Source organism: Nocardia sp. NPDC004151, from assembly GCF_042874235.1.
GTDB lineage: Bacteria > Actinomycetota > Actinomycetes > Mycobacteriales > Mycobacteriaceae > Nocardia.
Window position 1 is genome coordinate 50,833 of the sequence record NZ_JBIAMR010000022.1, and the last position, 19,604, is coordinate 70,436.

The following is a 19,604-nucleotide window of genomic DNA, read 5'->3' on the forward strand; positions in this document are numbered from 1 at the left end:
GGCTCAGATCAGCGGTGTGAAGTCGCGGGCGGCCAGGTATTCCGGCCGCGGACCCGGTGCGGAATACGGGTCGCGCAGGGTGTTCTCGACGCTGTTGAACACCAGGAACAGATTCGAGCGCGGGAACGGCGTGATGTTGCCCGAGGACCCGTGCATCAGGTTCGAGTCGAACAGCAACGCCGAGCCCGCCGGACCGGTGAACTGGGTGATGCCGTGCTTGCCCGCCAGGTCGGTGAGCGCCTCCTGGGACGGCACGCCGATCTGCTGTTCCCGCAACGACACCCGGTGATGGTCGGTGGGCGTCTCGCCCTGACACGGCACGAAGGTGCGGTGCGAGCCGGGCATGACCATCAGGCTGCCGTTGAACGGGTAGTTGTCGGTCAGGGCGATCGACAGGCTCACCGCGCGCGGGGCGGACATGCCGTCCTCGGCGTGCCAGGTCTCGAAGTCGGAGTGCCAGTAGAACCCGGCGCCGGTGAACCCGGGCATGTAGTTCACCCGGGCCTGGTGCAGGTAGACGTCCGAGCCGAGGATCTGGCGGGCCAGACCCGCGATCCGGTCCTGGCGCACCAGCTCCCCGATCATCGGGCTGAACCGGTGCACGTCGAAGACCGAGCGCACCCGATGCGAGGCCCGCTCGATGATCACGCGCTCGTCGAGCAGCAGCTCGGGATCGCTGGTCAGGTGCTGCATCTCGGTCGCCACCGCCCGCACCTCGTCCGGGTCGAGCAGCATGTCCAGCACGGCGTAGCCGTTGTCGTCGAACTCGGCCAGGCCGTGGGAGTCGATCGGGCCCCAGACCGTCGGGTCGTCGCGCTCGATGGGCGGCGTCCCGGCGACCGTGCGGGTGCGGTAGCGGTCGATCAATCCGTAGTCGGACAGGGTCATTCGAATCTCCTAGTCGACGGCGACCAGCGGGTAGACACCGTTCTCGTCGTGAACCTCCTGCCCGGTCACCGGCGGATTGAACACGCACAGCATGCGCATCCGGGTGCGGGCGAACAGGCGATGGCGTTCATGGCCGTCGAGCAGATACATGGAGCCGGGGCCCAGCTCGTAGGTGACGCCATGGTCGAGATCGACCAGGGTGCCGTCACCCTCGACCAGCCAGACGGCCTCGACGTGATTCCGATAGTGGAATTCGTGGACGGACTCGGCGTCGATGGTGGTCTCGTGGAACGAGAACCCGACCAGGTCGCCGCCCAGCACGATCCGCTTGCTGCGCCAGCCCGGACCCGCGACGTCGCGGTCGGTGCCGGTGATCTCGGCGGTGGTGCGCACGATCATGTCAGCGCCCCCGTCCGCTGCCGACGACATCCAGCGAGGAGGCCAGCAGTTCCAGTCCGTGATCGAGCTCGTACTCGGAAATGGTCAGCGGCGGAAGCAGTTTCACCACCTCGTCCTCGGGGCCGGAGGTCTCGACCAGCAGTCCGCGCTGGAAGGCGGCGGCGCACACCTTCTCCGCCTGCGAGGCGTCGTCGAAGACCAGGCCGTGCACCAGCCCGCGCCCGCGGGCGCTCACGCCGTCGAAGGCGGCGGCCATGCCGGTCAGGGCGCGATCGATGCGCGCGCCCTTGGCCCGGGTGGCCGACTCCAGGCCGTCGTCGGACCAGTAGTGCTCGATGGCGGTGCGAGCGGTCACGAAGGCCGGGTTGTTGCCGCGGAAAGTGCCGTTGTGCTCACCCGGCTTCCACTGGTCCAGTTCGGGTTTGAACAACACCAGCGCCATCGGCAGGCCGTAGCCGCCGATCGACTTGGACAGCGTGACGATATCCGGTGTGATGCCGGCGCTCTCGAAGGAGAAGAACGGGCCGGTGCGGCCGCAGCCCATCTGCACGTCGTCCACGATCAGCAGAATCTCACGCGCGGAGCACAATCCGGCCAGCTTGCGCAGCCATTCCACGCTGGCGATATTGACCCCGCCCTCGCCCTGCACGGTCTCGACGATGACGGCGGCCGGACTGTCCAGGCCGGAGGAGGCGTCGTCGAGGACCCGCTCCATCCATTCGAAGGAGTCGCCCTCGGCGCCGGACAGGTAACCGTCGAAAGGCATCGAGGTGGCGTGCTGCAACGGCACGCCCGCGCCCGCCCGCTTGGCCGCATTGCCGGTGACCGACAGCGCGCCCAGCGTCATGCCGTGAAAAGCGTTGGTGAAGTTGAGGATCTCGGTGCGGCCGGTCACCTTGCGGGCCAGTTTGAGCGCCGCCTCGACCGCGTTCGCACCGGTGGGTCCGGGGAACTGCACCTTGTAGTCCAGGCCGCGCGGCCGCAGGATGTGCTCACGCAGCGATTCCAGCAGTTCGCGTTTGGCGACGGTGGACATGTCCAGGCCGTGGGTCAGGCCGTCGCCCGCGATGTAGTCGAGCAGCGACTGCTTGAGCACCGGGTTGTTGTGGCCGTAGTTGAGCGCGCCCGCGCCGGCGAAGAAGTCCAGGTATTCGCGGCCGGTCTCGTCGCGCAGCCAGGCTCCCGAGGCGGTGTCGAACACCGTCGGCCAGGAGCGGCAGTAGCCGCGCACATTCGATTCCAGATCCGCGAACACGGACAGGTCGGGGGTGGTGGTGATCATCGCGGTTCCTCCTGAGTGGTCACCGGTGCGATGCGGTAGAGATCCTCCGGCTGATGCCCGCCGGGGAATTGATCCGCCGAGAACAAGGTCGTGCGGGTCAGAGCCGCGCCCCGGCGGCGGGCCAGGGCGGCGAACATGGCCACCGACGCCGGATTGTCCGGCGAGATGGTGGTTTCGAGCTGGGTGATGCCGTGCGCGGTGGCGCGTTCCAGCAGGGCGTCGAGCATGTCCACGCCGAGTCCGTGCCCGCGGTGCGGCTGGTCCACGGCCACCTGCCAGACGAACAGGACGTTGGGCCACGCCGGCCGGGTGTAGCCGATGACGAAACCGGCTACCTCGCCGTCGATCTCGGCGACCATCGAGGTGGCCGGGAAATCGCGGCACCACAGCAGATAGGCGTAGCTGGAGTTGGTGTCGAGTACCCGGGAGTTCTCGGCGATCTGCCACATGTGCGCGCCGTCGGCGAGCTCGGGTTCCCGGATCTGGATGGTTTGCTGGGATATCGCGTCAAATTTGCTGATTGAGATCTGCATGACCATCTCAGCCTGACCAAGCAACGTTGAGGTCTTCCATGCGAACTCATTGCGATCTCATGACGATCCGATGACTCCGCGCGGGATCAAAGCGTCAGGGCGGCGTCAACGCGGCATGTCGAGGCGGTAGCCGAGCCCGCGCACCGTCACCACGATGCGCGGATCGGAGGGATCGACCTCGATCTTCGTGCGCAAGCGCCGCACATGGACGTCGACGAGTCGTTCGTCGCCGAAGAAGCCCTCGTCCCAGGCTCTTTCGAGCAGCAGGGTGCGGGTGAGCACGCGGCCCGGATTCGCGGCCAGCTCGCACAGCAGCCGGAATTCTGTGATGGTCAACGGAATCTGCTCCTCGCCCCGCCGCACGGCGCCACCCTCGGGCGAAAGCACCAGCGGCGCAGCCTCGTCGGTGTCGAGCACGATCTCGGTGAGCGGTTCGGTCACCGATTCGTCGGGCAGTCCACCCAGGTGCGGGCGCCGCCGCAGCGCCCGCATGCGCGCGCTGATCTCCTTGATCTCGAACGGCTTGGTGACGAAGTCGTCGGCCCCCGCTTCCAGGGCGGCGACCACGTCATGGGTGTCGTTGCTGGCGCTGACCACCATGATCGGCACCTCGTGCGCGCGCCGGACCTCACGAATACAGGTGAAGGCGTCCATTTCACCGGACAAGAGGTCCACGACCATCACGTCCGGCGCGCCGTTCACACGCAGCTGTTCCAGCGCAGCCTCACCCGCGCTTGCCTCGGCGACCTCGTATCCTTCCTCTTCCATCGCCGCCCGCAAGGAGCCGCGGACCCCGTAGTCGTCCCCCACGATCATCAGGCTCGCACCCATGTTTCAATTCCTTTTCGCGTTCGACAAAGTCGAATACCCGAACCTTAGTTGCCCGAAACATGCTGGCTTTTGCGGTGTGCGCGCGATAGCTGGCGCGCAATGATGGAATTGCCACACGTCAAACATGCTTTTCGTGCGACTCCGGAGGAAGGCGCGGCTATTCACCCGGTCCAGTAACCCGCAGGTCGCATGTGCGACATTGTGAGAACAGGCACAAGGTGTTTCGAATGCGAAATCGTGGTTTTCGGGCCTATTACCGGACGGCGATATCGATGACCGGGCCGCGCGCCGGATCCAGCCAGCGCATGAGTCGGTCCAGGTCGGCGGCGGGAACCGCGACGCAGCCCGCGGTCGGGTGGCCGTCGCCGACGTGCAGGAAATAGGCCGATCCGGCCCCCGCGACCACGGGGGCGCGGTTGTAGTCGATGACGACGGCGTGATCGTAGGCCGGGCCCGCGCTCCCCAGATCCTCACCGGCCGATTCGTCGAACGGGCAGCTACCCGGCGCACAACTGTAATGCGTGTTGTAGTACCGCGACGCGGTGTCCGACACCCACCAGTCCGAGGTCGTCACCCGCCGGTACGGCAGCCGCGTGCCATTGTCGGCGGCGATGCCGAAAGCCTCTGTCAGCGACCAGATTCCGGCGGGTGAGCGGGTCGCCGATTCGCCGGCGGGGCCGATGCCCTGCGCGCCGACATCGGCCCGCAGCGGTCCGATCGCCCGAACCCACTGCGCCCCAACCCGATCCCATGCGCTGAGGGTGGCCGTGGTCGCGTCGGCCGACTCGGAGATCACGGTGATGACCTGCCCGGCCGGGCCGCTGTAATCGGGTTGATCGTCGGTCTCGGAGTGCCGCCCGCCGCAGCCGACCGTCACGGTCAGCAGGGCCACGGTGACCGCGGCCGCGCTGAGCAGGCGTCGATGGGAGGCGGCCATCAGGACAGGCGGTGCTCTTCGATGTCGGTCGACAGCGTGTTGCCGTTCAACTCCAGATACAGGTGCCGGTCGGTGATCGAGAGCGTGAGCGCGTTGCGGCGCTGCAGGAACGGGGTCGCGTCCTCGATGAAGGTGGGGTCGAACGAGTAGACGCGGATCTCCGAAGCGTGGTGGATCCGCTTGGCCGGGAGCTGCGCCAGTACCTTGACCGGATCCCGGTGGGTGTAGATGACCACGCGGTCGGCCAGTTTGCTGCCCCGGTGGATGCGGGCGGCGTCGGGCGCGCCCACATCGATCCAGGCGGTCATGCGGGTGGTGAGATCGCGGATCATCACCGGCGGCTCATCGGTCGAGGAGACGCCGCCGACACTGAACGCGATGCCCTCCTCGTACTCGAGGCAGTAGGCCAGCACCCGGGTCAGCATGTATTCGGCCGTCTCCGAAGGATGCTGGGCGACCCGCAGATCCAACTCCTCGTACACCCCCCGATCGATGTCGGACAGTTGCACGGCGAAGGTATGGAGAGTCGCGTTCAGGGCCATAGTGCTTGCAGCTTAGAACACCCCCGGTTCAGGGCTCGTCGGTGAACCGGCCCGTCGCCAGGGCCGTGTCGCGCAGCCGCGCCGGGAAGCCCGGGCCCAGCCGTGCGGAGATGTCCTCGTGACGCAGCGGTTCGCGGCAGTGCGCGCACACCACCTCGGCGTGGGTGTCGTGGTCGCAGGCGGTGTGGTGGAGCAGCACCGGCTCCCCGGATTCGGGGGCCAGATAGCGGTCGCCCCAGGCCATCATGGCCGCGATCACCGGAAAGAAGTCGCGGCCCTGGGTGGTGAGCCGGTACTCGTGGCGCACCGGACGGTCCTGGTAGGGGACCTTGTCGAGCAGGCCCGCCTCCACCAGGCGGGTCAGCCGCTGGGTGAGGACATTGCGGCTGAGCCCGAGGGTGGACTCGAAATCGTCGAAACGCTTGGCGCCGTAGAAAGCTTCGCGCAGGATCAGCGGCGTCCACCAGTCGCCCAGCAGGTCGACGGTGCGGGCGACGGTGCACGGCCAGTTCGCGAAACTCGTACGTTTCATGTGGTCACGGTATCCAGGCGGGCGGGAACGTACTTGTGCCAGGGGGTGCCGACCCATTCGTCGCGATCCTCGACCGAGGTGAGCTCGTTGGGCGCGGTCCCGGTGGTGACCGGGGTGCCGTCGGCGTCGGCGACCGAGAGCCCGAAACCGTTGGGCAGCGACAGGTGGCCCGAGCGCATCCGGTCGGTGGGTTCGACGGGCACGCGCGCGGTGCCGCGGCGGGTGGTGACCTGCACCAGGTCCCCGGCGGTGAGCCCGAGCCGTTCGGCGTCGCCGGTGCTGATGCGCAGGGTTCCGGCCGCATCGCGCTTGCGCCAGGCCGGGTCGCGGAAGATGGTGTTGGCGGTGAAGGCCCGCCGCTCCCCGGCGGAGAGGACGAACGGCCAGGCGGCGGGGTCGTCGGCGGCGGGCTCGGGCAGGGTGGCGACCACCTCCAGCAGCTCGGGCACCTCCAGCCGGATCACCTTGTCGCGCACCCGGTTCCAGGTCTCCTCGTAGTCGTCCTCGGAGATCACGATGCCGTGCTTGCCCGTCAGGATCGCCTCGAACAGCCGCTCCCCGGCGGCCAATCCGGTGCCGTACCCGGCACGCTCGACGCTGGCCGGGAACTTGCGGACCATGTTGTAGGCGGCCGCCCACAGCAGCGCCGCCGACGCCGCGCCATCGGGCAGGGTCTCCCCCAGCGTCCGGTACAGCAGCACGGGAGCCAGTTTCGAGCGGGCCGGATCGCCCAGAATGCCCAGGAAGGCCATGGCGAACGCCTCCCGGCCCTGGGCCAGCGCGGCCCGTAGCGGCGCGTAATCGGCCTCGCCCAGCACGCCCGCGGCCTCGACCAGGCGGGCGTGGATCTCGGGTTCGGGCAGCACGCCCTCCGGGGCGGTCAGCACCGGGTGGCGCAGGTGGAAGATATTGCGCGGGAAGTCGAAGTTGAAGAAGGTGGCCTCGAACTTCTCGAACTGGGTGGGCGCGGGCAGCACGTAGTCGGCCTCGCGGGCGGTCTCGGTCATGGCGACGTCGATGACGACCACCAGTTCCAGCGCCCGCAGCGCCTCGCGCATGCGGGCCGAATCGGCCAGAGAGTGCGCGGGATTGGCGCTCTCGATGAACATGGCCCGGTAGCGCGCGGGGTGGTCGGTGAGGATCTCCTCGCTGATCACATTGCACGGCACCAGCCCGCTCACGATCTGCGCGCCCGCCACCGGGCTCTGGGGGCCCTCGCCGGCCGGATGGCCGCGGTCGTGGCCGAGATTGCTCAGTCCGGTGAAGGCGTATTGGGTGCCGGGCTTTCCGACATTGCCGGTGAGCAGCCACACCAGCTTCTCGACATAACTGACCACGGTCGAGTACCGGTTCATCTGCACGCCGAGGTCCTCGAGCGCCGCCACCGATTCGGCCGCCGCCAGCCGGTGCGTCGCCGCGGTCACCAGCTCCGGGTCGACATCGGCGATAGCGCAGTACTTCTCGATCGGCACCGCCCGCAGCACCTCGAGGACGGCGTCGAGTCCGGTGGTGTGGGCGGCCAGCCACTCGCCGTCGAGGAGGTTGTCGCGCACCAGGATCGCGGCCATGGCCGTGAGCAGGTACACATCGGTGCCGGGCTTGAGCTGCAGGTGGAAGTCGGCCAGTTCCGCGGTCTCGGTGCGGACCGGATCCAGCACGATCATGGACCGGGCGGGATCCTTGGCGATCTCCTTGAGCACGGTGCGCGCTCGCGGGAAGCCGTGCGACTGATAGGGATTCTTGCCGATGAAGAACGCCACCTCGGCGTGCTCGACATCGGCGCGCATCGGGTAGCCCGTCATGCGCGCGCCCACCCAGAAGTCGCCGGTCTTCTCCTGCGCCAGCGCGCTGGAGCGGTACTTCATGCCGAAGGCGGCCATGGTCGCCGGGGCGTACGCGCCGCCCAGGTGATTGCCCTGACCGCCGCCGCCGTAGTAGAAGATCGACTCCCCGCCGAAGTGGTGGCCGATCTCGAGCAGCCGAGCCGAGATCTCGGAAATCGCGGTGTCCCAATCGATTTCCTCGAAGCTGCCGTCTGCGCGTCGGCGCAGCGGCGAGGTCAGGCGGCCGGTGCGGCCGTTCTGGTAGCGGTCCAGCTGCAGAGCCTTGTTGCAGGTGTAGCCCTCCGAGGCGGGATGCAGCTTGTCTCCGCGGATCTTCTCGAAGGACCGGCCGTCCGGGCCGAGCAGCACCTGGATGCCGCAGTTGCACTCGCACAGGATGCAGGCCGTGGGCCGCCACTCCGTCATGTGAGCAGCGTAACTCGAGTCAGTTCACTAGCGCTACTAACTCAGAGATCCTTGACCACGATCCCGAACGCATGCGCGAACACCGGGGCCAGCTCGAGCAGCTGAGTATTGGTGACCAGCGCGCCCGACAGCGACTCGACACCGCTGGAGACGCCGATCGACCGGGCCTGGCGCAGATCCACCTGCTTCAGCTTCGCGTTGCGCAGCGACAACCCGGAGATCTCCGAGCCCGGGAAGCTCACCGAGGTCGCCTTGGCCTCGCTGATGTCCACATCGCGCAGCACGCAGTCCACGAACGAGACGTCGGTGAGCGTCGCGCCGCGCAGATTCACCGAATCGAACTTGCAGTTGTGGAAGCTCACCCGGCGCAGCACCGAACCGAACGCCTCCACCCCCGACAGCGCGGCCATCACGAATTCCGCGTCCATCCAATTGGTTTCGGACAGATCGGTGCGGATCCAGCGGGTGCTGTTGAGCCAGACGTCGTTGAAGCGCGAATACCGGAAGAAGCCGCCGTTCACGGTGGTGGCCGAGATGGCGCACTCGGTGAAGGTGACCCCGCGCAGCTGCGGGTCGTCCAGGGACAGGCCGTCGAAATGCGCGCAGTCGTACGCGCCTTCGTCGCGCAGCGCGTCCTGCGGCTCCAGGAAACGGGCGAAGGGCAGGTCGGCCAGCTCACGCGGCATTATCGGGCTCCTTGCTAATGACGATGACGAGCTCGGATCGGCGAACACGCCCGACTGTATGCCCGTCAGCGCGGCGCGGATTCGCCGGAGGTCAGTGCGGCGAGCAGATCGCGCAGGGTATAGCGCTGCTCCGGCGTGAGGGCGGCGAACATCTCCTCGGCGGCGTCGCGCCGGGCCGCGAACATGCGGTCGAGCGCGTCGCGACCGGCCGCGGTCAAGGTCACCAGGGTGGCGCGGCGATTGGCCGGATCCGCTTCGCGGGCAACCAGACCCGCGGCGACCAGCGCGTCGACCACGGTGGTGGCCGAGCGCGGCACGATGCCCAGGTGCTCGGCGAGCGCGGACATGCGCAGTGGTTCGTCCGCGTGCTCGGCCGCGCGGCCGATGATGCGCAGCGCGCGGGCCTGGGCGGGGGTCAGGCCGAGCGGGGACAGCCGCGCGGACTGGGTGCGGTGCAGGCGTTTGGTCGCGCGCAGGAACAGTTCGGCGAGGTCGTCCTCGCGGGGTTCCCCGGCGGCGCGCGGCTGGTCCGCGGGCGTGCTCGACATGATTCAGAGCATAACTCATTGTCCTCGGAACAATAATGAGTCAGACTCAGTTACAGCGTGTGACTCCCTGCGAAAGGAGGCGCTGTGACTTCGAAAGCGAATCAGACTTCGGAAACAGAACTTCGCCGGATCGTCCGGCTCTTCCACCCCTACCGGGGACGCCTGGCCCTGGTCGCGGCCCTGGTCGGCCTGGCCTCGCTGGCCGGTCTGGCCTCCCCGTTCCTGCTGCGCGGCATCATCGACGACGCCCTGCCCGGCGGCCGCACCGGCCTGCTCACCCTGCTGGCCGCGGGCATGATCGCCGTGGCCGCGCTGAACAGTGTGTTCGGCGTGCTGCAGACCTACATCTCCACCGGCGTCGGCCAGGACGTCATGCACGATCTGCGCTCGGCGGTCTACGCGCGGCTGCAATCCATGCCGCTGTCGTTCTTCACCGCCACCCGCACCGGCGAGGTGCAGTCGCGCATCGCCAACGACATCGGCGGCATGCAGTCCACCGTCACCTCGACGCTCACCTCCCTGGTCTCCAACTTCACCTCCGTCGTCGCGGCGGTCATCGCCATGTTCGCGCTCGACTGGCGGCTCACCCTGGTCTCACTGGCCATGCTGCCGCTGTTCGTGTGGATCAGCCGCCGGGTCGGCTCCGAGCGCCGGCGCATCACCGGGGAGAAGCAGCGCAAGCTGGCGGGCATGTCGGCGATCGTGGAGGAATCGCTGTCGGTGAGCGGAATCCTGTTGGCGCGCACCATGGGCCGCTCCCCCGCGCTGGTCGAGGACTTCACCCGGGAATCGCGCGGGCTGGTGGATCTCGAGATCCGCGCCAGCATGGCCGGGCGGTGGCGGCAGTCCACCATCTCCATCGTGATGGCGGCCATGCCCGCGGTGGTCTACTGGGCGGCGGGCATGACCGTGGCCTCGGGGCATCCGCTGGTGTCGATCGGCACCCTGGTCGCGTTCACCACGCTGCAGAGCGGCTTGCTGCGGCCATCGGTGATGCTGCTGTCGACCGGCGTGGACATCCAGAGCTCCCTGGCGTTGTTCGGGCGGATCTTCGAATACCTGAATCTGCGACCCGATATCGAGGAGCCCGTGCGACCCACCCCGTTGCCCGAGCGGGTGACCGGTGCGGTGCGGTTCGACCGGGTCGGCTTCGCCTACGACGCGGACCGGGACGTGCTCAGCGACGTCGACATCGATGTGCCCGCCGGGACCAGCCTGGCCATCGTCGGCGAAACCGGTTCGGGCAAGACGACTCTCGGCTACCTGGTGGCGCGGCTCTACGACGTGACGGCCGGACGGGTCACCGTCGACGGGATCGACGTGCGGGACCTGTCGTTCGCCGACCTGTCCGCGGTGGTGGGCGTGGTGTCGCAGGAGACCTACCTGTTCCACTCCTCGGTCGCCGACAACCTGCGCTTCGCCAAACCCGATGCCACCGAGGCCGAACTGCACGCCGCGGCGCGCGCGGCGCAGATCCACGACCACATCATGAGCCTGCCCGACGGCTACGACACCCTGGTCGGCGAGCGCGGCTACCGGTTCTCCGGCGGCGAGAAGCAGCGGCTGGCGGTGGCGCGGGCGATCCTGCGCAATCCCCCGATCATGGTGCTCGACGAGGCGACCAGCGCATTGGACACCCGCACCGAGCGGGAGGTGCAGGCCGCCATCGACACGCTGTCGGCGAATCGGACCACCATCACGATCGCGCACCGATTGTCGACCATCCGCGACGCCGATCAGATCGTGGTGCTCGACCGCGGCCGCGTGGTGGAGCGCGGGACGCATCGGGAACTGGTCGAGCGCAATGGGTTCTACGCGGAGCTGCTGGCCCGTGACACCTTCGACGACGTGGTCGGGGCGTTGGACGTCTGACCTGGATGGATCGCACCGATCACGGCGGACCAATCGGTATTCTGGGTCCGGCCGACCGCAGCGGCCGGCCGCCACCGACCGTTATCGGGAGGATCCGGATGCCCACGACAGACAAGGTTTGGCCGCAAGGAACTCCGTGTTGGGTCGACTGCTCGGTCGACGATCCCGCCGCCGCGCGGGACTTCTACTCCCAGCTGCTCGGCTGGGAAGTCCTCGACAGCCCGCCCGAGGCCGGCGGCTATCTGATGGCCATGCTCAACGGCAAACCCGCCGCCGGCATCGGACCCAAGATGGGCCCCGACCCCATGCCCTCGGTGTGGACCACCTACTTCGCCGCCGACAGCGCCGACAAGATCGCGGGCGCGGTGACCGAGGCCGGCGGCGCGGTCTTCATGCCGCCCTTCGACGTCATGGACGTCGGGCGCATGTTCATCGCCGCCGACACCGCGAACGCGGTGTTCGGCGTCTGGGAAGCCAAGGCGCACACCGGCGCCCAGATCTACAACGAGCCCGGCGCGTACTGCTGGAACGACCTGCAGACCACCGGCTACAAGCCGTCACAGGACTTCTACACATCCGTCTTCGGCTGGTCCTTCGACGAGATCGGCAACGAGCAGATGCCGTACTCCACCTTCGCCGGTCCGGACGGACGGCCGATGGGCGGCATGGCCGACAGCAGCGGACAGCCCAGCGGCGCACCCAACTACTGGCTGACCTGGTTCCAGGTCGCGGGCGCCGACGCCGCGCTGGACAAGGCGAACTCACTCGGCGCGACCGTCCTCATGGGTCCCTCGGACAGCCCCTTCGGACGCATGGGCATCGTGTCCGGGCCGCAGGGTGAGGTGTTCGGCCTCATCGATACCACCGTCACCAGCGGCTGACGCCGAGCCGAGCGCAAGGGCCGAGTGGCAGTGCGCCACTCGGCCTTTCGCCTGTTCGGAGCGGTTCGCGTCAGGCGAAGAGCCGGGCCACGAAGGGCACGCTGTCGGCCAGCGAGGCCAGCATCGCGCCACTGTGGTCCTTGCCCGCGTAGACGTGCACCTCCGGGAAGGTGCCCGCCAGCGCCATGTCGGCGACCAGCTTGGCGGTCAGCGGCGCGGGGACGTCGGTGTCGTTGGTGCCCTGGCCGATGAACAGCGGCCGGTCGTAGCCGGTCAGCGGCACATCCATGACCGAGCGCGCGGTGGGCACGAAATCACCCTGGGCCAGCGGACGCGACAGCAGCCGGCCCAGCGTCAGCCCGTCGGCGCGTTCGGCCAGCGGCGTGAAGCACAGCGTCTTGGCGTCCTCGACCAGGTCCTTGCCCTCCGGGCTGAGGTAGCTGTCCAGGTCGAAGTCCGGGCGGGCCGCCTTCAGGCCGTTGAGGACGTAGGTGGCGTAGGCGGTGATGTGCGGGGACCCGAGGGCGGTGCCCGGGCCGATCAGCGTGGCCGCGTCGACGATATTGGAAGCCGGGCCGGTGGCGACCGCGCCGCGGTAATCCAGTTCGGGCGCATAGCGAGTCGCGAGCGAGGCGGTGAACACCGCGGCCCCGCCGCCCTGCGACTGACCGATCGCCACCCACTTCGAGGCCAGCGACCGGTCCACCGCACGCGCGGCGCGCACCATGTCGATGGCGGCGTGCGCCTCGGCGCGGCCATCGAGGTAGGCGTGCACGCCGGGGGTGCCCAGCCCGATGTAGTCGGTGGCGACGATGGCGTAGCCCTGCCGCAGCCAGGTGGCCAGGAAGCCGTTGTCGCGCTCGGAGCGACCGGTCACCGAGGGCGCGCAGTCGTCGCCGATGCCGACCGTGCCGTGCTCCCACGACAGCACCGGCCAGCCGCCGGGCGGCGGGGTGCCCGCCGGGGTGAACACGACGCCGGTGGACAGCGCGGGCTGATCCGCCGAATCGCGGGTCCAGTAGGTGAGTTTGCGGGCCGATGCGGTGCCGTCGAGCCACAGCTGCTGCGGCAGCGCCGCATCCGCGACGACCGCGCCCGGGGACGCGCTCTCGGCCTGAGCGGGCGGGGCGGCCACGGCGGTGGCGGCGAGCGGCCCGGAGGCCAGCACGGCCGCCGAGACCAGGGTGATCATGGCGCCACCGCGGCGGGGCCAGGCACATCGCGTCATCGAGGAGTCCTCTCGTACTCGTCTCGCTCTGGTGTCACAGTGAGACACTTCCGCGAGACTATCCTGAGAAGTGTCACTTTGAGACACCAGGGGGTGACACGGCACGAAAGGTCGGGATGACGGCAGCCACCGGGATGCGGGAACGCGAGAAGGCCAGGGTACGGCGCGAGCTGATCGATGCCGCGCTGCTGCTGTTCGAACGGCGTGGCTTCGAGGCGACCACCGTGCAGGAGATCGCCGATGCCGCGCAGGTCTCGCGGCGCACCTTCCACCGCCACTTCCCCGGAAAGACGGCCGTGGTCTTCAGCCACGAGGAGGACGTCATGTCCTACCTGCTGGCAGCCCTGGACCGCCGGCCGCCCGACGAGGCGGTATTCGTCGCATTGCGCGCGGCGCTGCGCGACTTCCTGCTCGACGACGCCGAACTCGACCTGCGCCGCCGCCAAGCCGACACGGCGCGGCGGGCGCGGCTGGTGCTGATCGCCAATCCGCAGCTGCGCCAGGAGAATTTCACCGGAGCCTTCGGCCGCCGCGACGCCCTGGCTCGCAGTTTCGCCCGCCGGGCCGGGCTCAGCGCCGACGACCTGCGGGCGAAACTGGCCGCCGCGACCTGCTTCGCGGCCTTCGGCGTCGGGCTCGACCATTGGGTGGCCGGCGCGGACCCGTCGCTGCGCAGCCTCTACGAGATCCTCGACGACGCCGTCGCCGCGATCCAGCACGGGCTCGAGATCCCCGCGGCGGCACGCGGATCCGAGCGGTAGCCGCCGCTCAGCGCAGCAGGCCGCGCAGCCTCAGATCGGCCGCGTACTTGTCGATGAGCGACCGGCCCAGATGCGGGATATCGCCGCTCGGGCCGAGTTTCGCCTGTTGCACCGCGGCCTGGAAGTGCTTGGCCGGGAGGGCCGCGCCCGGAATTGGTGGCGCGGGGTGACGGTAGGCGTGCAGCAGCGGGAGCAACGAGTAGGAGCGTTGCTTCTCCGGGAGCGCGCGCAGGGCGGTTTCGAAACGGGTGAACCAGTCGCGGTGCGAGTCGATGCGGTCGATGGGATGGCCGGCGTCGATGAGCCAGTCGACGAAGTCGTCGAGGGAGATGCCGTCGTCGTGCGGGTTGAGCACGTCGTAGCTGTCGAAACCCTCGGTGACGCGGGCGCCGAGAGCGGTGATGGCGGCGGCGGTGAAGTCGGCGGGCAGGCCGTCGTAGTGGGCGCGCTGCCGTTCGCCGCGAGCGTCCAAGGCGTAGAACGACTTCGGGGCCAGGCCGGTGGCGAGCACGCTGAGCAGCAGGCGGGTGAACATGTCGGGCAGGTTCAGCTGACCGGCGAAGGTGGTGTGCGCCAGGATCATGTCGGAGCGGAACACCGCCACCGGCAGCCCGCACAGCTCATGGGCCTCGCGCAGCAGGACCTCACCGGCCCACTTGCTGTTGCCGTAGCCGTTGGCGTAGCCGTCGTCGAGGGAACGCACGGGGCTGATCTCACGGATATCGCCGTCCTCGGTGAAGACCGCGGGATCGATCTGCGCGGCCACCGCGACCGTGGACAGGTAGGTCACCGGCTTGCGGATCGTGGTCAGGGCCAGCCGGATCACCTCGGCGGTGCCCACCACATTGGGGGCGAACAGCTGGTCGTAGGGCAGCACATGATTGACCAGGGCGGCGGGGTGCACGATCAGATCGACGGTGGCGGCCAGGTCCTGCCACACCTGATGATCCAGGCCGAAATACGGGTCGGCGATGTCACCGGCCAGCACGCGCAGGCGGCGCGCGGCGAGCTCGCGGTAGCGCGCGAGAAGCGCCGGATCACCGCTGTCGAAGACCTCGTCGAGCCGCGCTCGCGCGGACTCGGCATCGCGGCCGCGGATCACGCAGATCAGGGTGCCGTCCGAATCGTCCAGGCGCTCCAGCCATTCCAGGCACAGGAACCGGCCCAGGTAGCCGTTGGCGCCGGTGAGCAGCACCGTACGCGGCGGCTGCGGGGCGAGCCGCAGATCGGGGGCGGCCGCGAGGGTCGGCGCGTCGAGGAACTTGTCGAGGGTGAGGTCGGCGGCGCGGATCTCGGTGCCGCCGTGCACCGTCGCAGCGGTCGGGCGGATGTCACCGGCGCGCGCGGCCTCGATGTAGGCGGCCAGCCCGGTGAAGTCGTTGGCGGGGCTGACGATGACGCCGACCGGCACCTCGACGCCGAAGATATCCCGCAGCAGCGTCGAATACGACAGCGCCGACAGCGAATCGCCGCCCAGATCGGTGAAGTGCTCGTCCGCCGCGGGCTCACCGCCGCCGAGGATCGCGCACGCCGCCTTGCGCACCGTCTCGAGCACCGGCCGGTCGGTGGCCGCGACGCGCAGCGCGGCCAGCTCGTCCTCCCGCCGCCGGGCCTGGGCCCGGTAGAGCTCCTCGAGCCGGTCGCCGTAGCGTTCTCGCAGCTTGGGCCGCAACAGTTTTCCGATCCCCGACAGCAGCCCGTTGTCCTGGGTGAAGGGCTCGGATTCGAGCAGGAACTCGCGCGGGATCTCGTAGGACTCCAGGTCGGCGTCCCTGGCCAGCTGCCGCAGCGACTCGGCGATGGCGGCGGTCCGTTCGGCGGGTTCGAGCGCGCGGGCCGCGTCGGCGGGCACGATGACCGCCAGCAGATGCGAGCGTTCGCTGGAGCCGTGCACGAAGATCTGGGCGATGAGCGGGCTGGTGGCGTAGACCGCCTCCAGCTTGGCCACCGTCACGAACTCGCCCTGCGACAGCTTGAGCACATTGTTGCGGCGGTCGACGTAGACCAGGTGGTCGGGGCGGACCTCGGCGACGATATCGCCGGTGCGGTAGAAGCCGTCCTCGTCGAACATCTCCGCGGTCAGCTCGGGCCGCTTGAAATAGCCGGGAACCTGCAGGATCGACTTCACCAGGAACTCGCCGCGCGGGTACGGCTTGTCGGTGGCGAAGTAGCCGAGTTCGGGCACGTCGACCAGCTTGTAGTCGAGCACCGGAGGCCGGCGGATCTCGTTGTCGATGAGCAGGCCGCCGCCCGCCTCGGTGGAGCCGTAGCCGTCGATGAGCGGCTGATCGAGCACCGCGTTCATGAACTCCTTCATCTCCGCGGAGATGGGTGCGCTGCCGACCATGACGCGGGCCAGGCGCTCACCCAGGAAGTCCTGCCGCAAAGCGGTTTTCGCGGCCGCCGCGGCCTCCTCGGCGGACGCGCCCGCGGCCAGGCGGCGCTGCGATTCGCTCTGGTAGCGCTGGAACACCATCTCGCACACGCGCGGCACGAAGAACGCCTCGGTGGGCTGGGCCAGCCGGAAATCCTCGAACAGGGTCGACATATCGCCCGAGGCGGTGCAGTAGGCGGTGCCGCCGCGGGAGAAGGTGCCGTTCACCACCATGCGCCCGGCAACGTGGCTCAGCGGCATGTAGCAGAAGTTCAGCACCGGGACCGGGATCTGGGCCGGGCCCTGCCACATTCCGGTCACCAGGCGATGGGTGTAGATCGCGCCCTTGGGGGTGCCGGTGCTGCCCGAGGTGTAGATGAGCAGCGCGGGCTCGTCGGGGTCGTCGGGCACGTACGGCGGGACCGGCGGCAGGTCGCGGCCCCGATCGATCACGGCGGCAAGGGTTTCCAGCGTCAGCGCAACGCCCGACTCGGCGATGCGGCGGCGCGCGGCGGCATAGGTCTCGGCCTGGCCGTCGTCGCCGGGATCGAATTCGAAGACCACCAGCGATTCCACCGGGGTGCCGTCGAGGACGCAGTCGAGGGCGGGAGCGAGTAGTTCCAGGCTCACCGCCAACACCCGCGCGCCGGTCTCGGCGATGATCGAATGCCATTGCGCGGCCGGGGCATTCGCCTGCAACGGCACGCTCACCAGGCCGAGCCGGACGGTCGCCAGCTCGACCGCGGTGAGGTCGCCGCTGACCAGGCCGAGCGAGCACAGGAAATCGCCGGAGCGCAAGGGATTCCGCGTGTCCGCCTGCCAGGCGGCGGCGAGTGCGCCCGCACGCGACCACAATTCGCGGTAGGTGATGGCGCGGTACTCGGGCAGCAGTCGCCGAGTGCGCCGGCCATCCGGGCCGGTGACGATCTCGCCGGCCCGCTCGGCGATGGCCGGACGGTCCGCGTACCCGTCCATGAGGATCGCCACGACCTCGGCCATCGCCAGTCCGGGCGCCTGAGCGGCGGCCGCGATCTCGGGCGAGGGCGCCAGCGCGCGGACCTGATCGTCGACCAGCAGCGCCTCGAAGCGCCGGGCGGCCTCGGCGCGGGCGAGCCGATCCGCCAATCGCTGGGTCAGCTCCGCACGCGCGACGTCCTCGACCATCACTGCCTCCCTGGATCTCCAGTGACCGCACGCCCCGAATCCGGTTCGGTCGCCGGGATTTCTCCCAATCACTTAGCTTCGCTAAGTATTCCTACGATGCGGGCGCGGAGCAGGAAAGTCAAGACTCCGCGGTGCATCCCCGAACAACAGAATGCACCGCGCGTCAGTTTGGGGGCTAGCTGTACCCCAGATCCGCCACCGCGGCATCGATCAGATCCGCGATCGCGCCCGGCTGCGAGGCCAGCGAGGCGTGGCTCGCGGGCAGCTCCACGATGCGGCGCGGACCCATACGCTCGGCCATCCGCCGCTCGTTGTCCGGGTTGATCATGCGGTCCTCGGTGGATACCTGATACCAGGTCGGCTTGGCCTTCCAGGCCGGCGCGGTGACCGGGTCACCGAAGGCCGAACCCACCGGGGCCTTCTGGGTGACGGCCATGACCAGGGCCTCGTCCTCGGTCAGGTCCTGGCAGAAGCTGTCACGGAACTTGTCCTGCGCGATCCACAGGTAGCCGTCCGAATCCGGCGCGATGGCCGCGACCGCCGCCGGAGGCAGCTGCTCGGTGATCCGACCGGGACTCTCCCCCGCATCCGGCGCGAAGGCCGCGACATAGACCAGGCCCTCGACATTGGGCAGGTCACCGGCCTCGGTGATGACCGCGCCACCGTACGAATGACCCACCAGCAGGACCGGCCCGGCGATCTGGCGCACCATCTTCTGGGTCCGGGCGGCATCGTCGGCCAGCCCGGTGAGCGGATTCTCCACCGCGTGCAGCGACTCGTAGCCGCGCCGCCGCAATTCCACGATGACCTTGGCCCAGTGCGCCGCACCACCCCAGAATCCGTGTACCAGAACGATCGCAGGTTTGTCCGCCATGGCGTATCTCCTCTCGAAGTACTGATCTCGTGTGCTTCCCGGGTTGCGGGATCTACGCTATTCGGATGATGGAGCAAAGACCATGACGGAAACACCGCAAAACTTTGCCGAATCACCGGATACAGGGTTGCCGGACCCGGCGGAACTGGCGGGGCCGGACGCCTTGTCGGAGATTCTGGAGACGGTGCGGCTGCGCGGCGAGACCGTCACCCGGCACACCGCCGACTCCGATGCTCCGGTGCGGGTTCCGGCCGGGAGAAGGGTGCTCCACGTCGTCGAGCAGGGCGCCGTCGAGATCCGGGTGGACGGCGAATCCGGCCTCACCACAGCACATTCCGGCGACATGGTGGTGCTGGCCCGCGGCGACGGCCACACCGTGACGCCGCTGACCGCCGACACCCGCTGGGTCACCGGCTCGTTCCTGGTCGACGAACCCCAAGCCGCCCCACTGCTTTCCGTGCTCGCCCCCGCGATCCACATCGACGCCGCCGGTCGCGCCCGCGACTGGCTGCCATTGAGCCTGAATCTGCTGATGGTCGAGGTCACCGATCCGCGTCCGGGCGCGGCCGCCATGATCTCGCGCATACTGGACCTGCTGTTCATCCACGCGCTGCGCGCCTGGTCCACCGACACCGCCGCCCCCGGATGGCTGACCGCCGCCCTCGACCCGGCACTCGCCCCCGTCCTCACCGCCGTGCACCGCGCACCCGCCGCGCCGTGGACGGTCTCGGATCTGGCGGCGCTGGCGTCGATGTCGCGTACCACCTTCACCGACCGCTTCACCCGCAGGCTGGGCCGCGCGCCCGCCGCCTATCTGGCCGACCGCCGCCTGGCGCGCGCCGCAACCCTGTTGCGCACCACCACGATTCCCATCACGGCGGTCGCCCACCAGGTCGGCTACGACTCCGAGGCCGCCTTCAGCCGCGCGTTCCGCCGCCGCTACGACACCCCGCCGCTGCGCTACCGCAAGGGCGACACCCCGGCCCGCCCCTGAGCCGCGCAGCGCCCCACTTGTTATGGTGG

At 69.1% G+C, this 19,604-nt stretch carries 18 protein-coding genes; 4 read left to right on the forward strand and 14 right to left on the reverse strand.

Going from position 1 to position 19,604, the window contains the following annotated elements; all coding sequences use genetic code 11:
* Positions 1-3 precede the first annotated feature (3 nt).
* From thpD to ACFYTS_RS33745, 11 genes are all read right to left on the reverse strand, one after another.
* Positions 4-888, reverse strand: a complete 885-nt coding sequence (gene thpD, locus ACFYTS_RS33695) for an ectoine hydroxylase (RefSeq protein ID WP_387309367.1) — start codon at positions 886-888, stop codon at positions 4-6.
* Positions 889-897: 9 nt separating this feature from the next.
* The gene (locus tag ACFYTS_RS33700; protein ID WP_357287145.1) at positions 898-1,287 is read right to left on the reverse strand and encodes an ectoine synthase; all 390 of its coding nucleotides are present in this window, start codon (positions 1,285-1,287) and stop codon (positions 898-900) included.
* A 1-nt stretch (position 1,288) separates the two neighbouring features.
* Positions 1,289-2,569: a diaminobutyrate--2-oxoglutarate transaminase gene (gene ectB, locus ACFYTS_RS33705; RefSeq protein WP_387309368.1), complete on the reverse strand. Its 1,281-nt coding sequence runs from the start codon at positions 2,567-2,569 to the stop codon at positions 1,289-1,291.
* Positions 2,566-3,102: a diaminobutyrate acetyltransferase gene (ectA, locus tag ACFYTS_RS33710; protein WP_357287140.1), complete on the reverse strand. Its 537-nt coding sequence runs from the start codon at positions 3,100-3,102 to the stop codon at positions 2,566-2,568. Before ectA ends, ectB begins: the two co-directional genes overlap by 4 nt.
* Positions 3,103-3,207: 105 nt before the next feature.
* Positions 3,208-3,933 carry a response regulator transcription factor gene (locus tag ACFYTS_RS33715; RefSeq protein WP_357287137.1) on the reverse strand — a complete coding sequence of 242 codons (726 nt, stop codon included), beginning with the start codon at positions 3,931-3,933 and terminating at the stop codon, positions 3,208-3,210.
* Between the two features lie 253 nt (positions 3,934-4,186).
* Positions 4,187-4,870 carry a L,D-transpeptidase gene (locus tag ACFYTS_RS33720; protein WP_387309369.1) on the reverse strand — a complete coding sequence of 228 codons (684 nt, stop codon included), beginning with the start codon at positions 4,868-4,870 and terminating at the stop codon, positions 4,187-4,189.
* Complete coding sequence (locus ACFYTS_RS33725; RefSeq protein WP_357287133.1) at positions 4,870-5,412, reverse strand: YaeQ family protein; 543 nt, start codon at positions 5,410-5,412, stop codon at positions 4,870-4,872. The genes ACFYTS_RS33720 and ACFYTS_RS33725 overlap by 1 nt, the downstream gene beginning before the upstream one ends.
* 28 nt (positions 5,413-5,440) lie before the next feature.
* Positions 5,441-5,944, reverse strand: a complete 504-nt coding sequence (locus ACFYTS_RS33730; RefSeq protein ID WP_357287130.1) for a helix-turn-helix domain-containing protein — start codon at positions 5,942-5,944, stop codon at positions 5,441-5,443.
* Positions 5,941-8,193 carry a molybdopterin-dependent oxidoreductase gene (locus ACFYTS_RS33735; protein WP_387309370.1) on the reverse strand — a complete coding sequence of 751 codons (2,253 nt, stop codon included), beginning with the start codon at positions 8,191-8,193 and terminating at the stop codon, positions 5,941-5,943. The genes ACFYTS_RS33730 and ACFYTS_RS33735 overlap by 4 nt, the downstream gene beginning before the upstream one ends.
* A 41-nt stretch (positions 8,194-8,234) precedes the next feature.
* A complete protein-coding gene (locus tag ACFYTS_RS33740) occupies positions 8,235-8,879 on the reverse strand; it encodes a pentapeptide repeat-containing protein (RefSeq protein WP_387309371.1) in 645 nt (214 codons plus the stop codon).
* Positions 8,880-8,944: 65 nt separating this feature from the next.
* Positions 8,945-9,427: a MarR family winged helix-turn-helix transcriptional regulator gene (locus tag ACFYTS_RS33745; protein ID WP_387309372.1), complete on the reverse strand. Its 483-nt coding sequence runs from the start codon at positions 9,425-9,427 to the stop codon at positions 8,945-8,947.
* 84 nt (positions 9,428-9,511) lie between these two features.
* Between ACFYTS_RS33745 and ACFYTS_RS33750 the strand changes: the two genes are divergently transcribed.
* Positions 9,512-11,299, forward strand: a complete 1,788-nt coding sequence (locus tag ACFYTS_RS33750; RefSeq protein ID WP_387309373.1) for an ABC transporter ATP-binding protein — start codon at positions 9,512-9,514, stop codon at positions 11,297-11,299.
* A 98-nt stretch (positions 11,300-11,397) separates the two neighbouring features.
* The gene (locus tag ACFYTS_RS33755) at positions 11,398-12,180 is read left to right on the forward strand and encodes a VOC family protein (RefSeq protein ID WP_387309374.1); all 783 of its coding nucleotides are present in this window, start codon (positions 11,398-11,400) and stop codon (positions 12,178-12,180) included.
* A 70-nt stretch (positions 12,181-12,250) separates the two neighbouring features.
* On the opposite strand, the gene ACFYTS_RS33760 is transcribed toward ACFYTS_RS33755, so the two are convergent.
* Entirely contained in the window at positions 12,251-13,408 is a 1,158-nt protein-coding gene (locus ACFYTS_RS33760) for a lipase family protein (RefSeq protein WP_387309375.1), read from the reverse strand.
* Positions 13,409-13,524: 116 nt separating this feature from the next.
* On the opposite strand from ACFYTS_RS33760, the gene ACFYTS_RS33765 reads away from it, so the two are divergent.
* Positions 13,525-14,169: a TetR family transcriptional regulator gene (locus ACFYTS_RS33765; RefSeq protein ID WP_357287111.1), complete on the forward strand. Its 645-nt coding sequence runs from the start codon at positions 13,525-13,527 to the stop codon at positions 14,167-14,169.
* Between the two features lie 7 nt (positions 14,170-14,176).
* Here the strand turns inward: ACFYTS_RS33765 and car are convergent, their stop codons facing one another.
* Both car and ACFYTS_RS33775 read right to left on the reverse strand, forming a co-directional pair.
* The gene (car, locus tag ACFYTS_RS33770) at positions 14,177-17,707 is read right to left on the reverse strand and encodes a carboxylic acid reductase (RefSeq protein WP_387309376.1); all 3,531 of its coding nucleotides are present in this window, start codon (positions 17,705-17,707) and stop codon (positions 14,177-14,179) included.
* Between the two features lie 175 nt (positions 17,708-17,882).
* Positions 17,883-18,581: an alpha/beta hydrolase gene (locus tag ACFYTS_RS33775; protein WP_387309377.1), complete on the reverse strand. Its 699-nt coding sequence runs from the start codon at positions 18,579-18,581 to the stop codon at positions 17,883-17,885.
* A gap of 82 nt (positions 18,582-18,663) precedes the next feature.
* Between ACFYTS_RS33775 and ACFYTS_RS33780 the strand changes: the two genes are divergently transcribed.
* Complete coding sequence (locus ACFYTS_RS33780) at positions 18,664-19,575, forward strand: AraC family transcriptional regulator (RefSeq protein WP_387309378.1); 912 nt, start codon at positions 18,664-18,666, stop codon at positions 19,573-19,575.
* Positions 19,576-19,604: the final 29 nt, after the last annotated feature.